The sequence below is a fragment of the Arthrobacter sp. Y3225116 genome, from assembly GCF_059091245.1.
Genome location: NZ_JBNHGL010000391.1, coordinates 1 through 1,759, shown reverse-complemented (window position 1 = coordinate 1,759; position 1,759 = coordinate 1). Strand labels below are relative to the sequence as shown.

Sequence of the window (1,759 nt, the reverse complement as noted above, 5' to 3'; positions counted from 1 at the left end):
GTTGCCCGCCGGCAGCCCGGTGGCCGCCGCTTCCCACCGCGCCGGGTTCGGTGCCGCGGTCCGGGTGGGGCTGGCTGAGCTGCCCAAGCACGCCCCGGACGACGGTCCGGCCCAGGAATGGCTGTGGCTGCTGCACGATGATTCCGCCCCGGAGCCTGATGCGCTCGAGGAACTGCTGCTCGCCGTGGAAACGGCACCGTCGGTTACCATCGCCGGCTGCAAACAGGTGGACTGGGACGACCCGCGCCGGCTGGTCGACGTGGGCCTGACCGTGAGCCGCTGGGCCGAACGGCTGACCATGATCGACGTGGACGAGATGGACCAGGGCCAGTACAACGGCCGCAGCGACTTCTTTGCCGTCAACTCCGCCGGCATGCTGGTGCGCCGCGACGTCTTCGACCAGCTGGGCGGGTTCGATCCGGCCCTGCCCGGGACCGGTGATGACGTGGACCTGTGCTGGCGGAACCGGCTGGCCGGCCACCGCGTGGTGGTTGTTCCCACCGCGAGGGTTCGCCACGCCACCCGGACCGGCGCCCACAGCACCGCAAGGGCAGCCCGCAAGGCGCAGATCCACCTGCGGCTCAAGCATGCGGCCTGGTGGGAGGTCCCGTTCCTGTGGCTCGGGGCCCTGCTCGGCGGGCTGTACAGCTTCCTGGCCTCGGTGGTGGCCAAGGACCCGATGCACGGGCTGCGGCAACTGGGCGCCACTCTTGCCGCCTTGTTCCGTCCCGCTGGCTTTTTCGCGTCCCGGCGGCAGGCCGCCAAGACCCGCAGGACCTCGCGGGCGATAGTGCGTCCGCTGATGGTCCCGCGGCGCGAGGTCTGGGCCTACCGGCGCTCACTGGCCGAGTCGCTGCGGCCCGAGCTCGCAGTCGGCGTCGTGGGCGACGGCTCCGGATCGGATGCCGGCAGCAGCGACCAGCCCACCGGCGGATCCGACGACTTCGCCGCCCTCGCCGCGCCCGCCCGGACCTGGGTGGGTACGGGACTGGTGGCCGCCGCCGTCGTGCTGGCCCTCGTGTCCACGGTGGGCATGTTTGACTTCTTCGGGGCGCCGGCGCTGGTGGGCGGCGGACTGCTGCCGGTCTCGGCCACCGTCGCCGAAATCTGGCACAACGCTTCCAGCTGGTGGATCTCGCTTGGCTCCGGCGTCCCCGGGCACGGCGACCCCTTCGGCTACGTGCTGGCGGTCCTGGCCGTGCTGGGCCTGGGGAACGGTTCCGCCGCCGTCCTGACGCTGGTGCTGCTGGCCATGCCGTTGGCCGCCGCCGGCGCATGGTTCGCTGCCGGGGCCTTCACTCAGCGGCGCGGCCTGCGCTTTTGGGCCGCGATGTTCTGGGCGAGCGTTCCGGCGTTCCAGGTCGCGTTGGGCACCGGCCGCCTGGGCGCGCTGATCGCCCACCTGCTGATTCCGTGGGCCGTGCTGGGCCTGCTGCGCGCCACCGGCTCCGCCGTCCAACGCGCCGACGCCAACCGGCCCCTGCTGCCGCACGAAGCCGTGCACAAGCCCGGGATCAACGGGAATCCCTCCTGGACGGCGGCGGCAGCGGCGGGACTCTGCCTGGCCGGGATCACGGCGTCGGCACCGGCGCTGCTGCCGGTGGTCGTCGTCTTTATCGCCGTCCTGATGCTGGCCTTGCGCCGCCGGGCCAAGACCGTCTGGTGGGCGCTCATCCCGCCGCTGGCGCTCGCCCTGCCGATGCTGGTCGCCGGGCTGGACCAGCCGCGCGCGCTGCTGGGCGATCCCGGCCTGCCGCTG

Annotated in this window: 1 protein-coding gene; it reads left to right on the top strand. The window is 72.9% G+C overall.

Features of this window, described 5'->3' with window-relative positions; translation table 11 throughout:
* A partial coding sequence (locus AC5RV2_RS17675) for a glycosyltransferase family 2 protein (RefSeq protein ID WP_494093413.1) occupies positions 1–1,759 on the top strand: 1,759 nt, incomplete at both ends.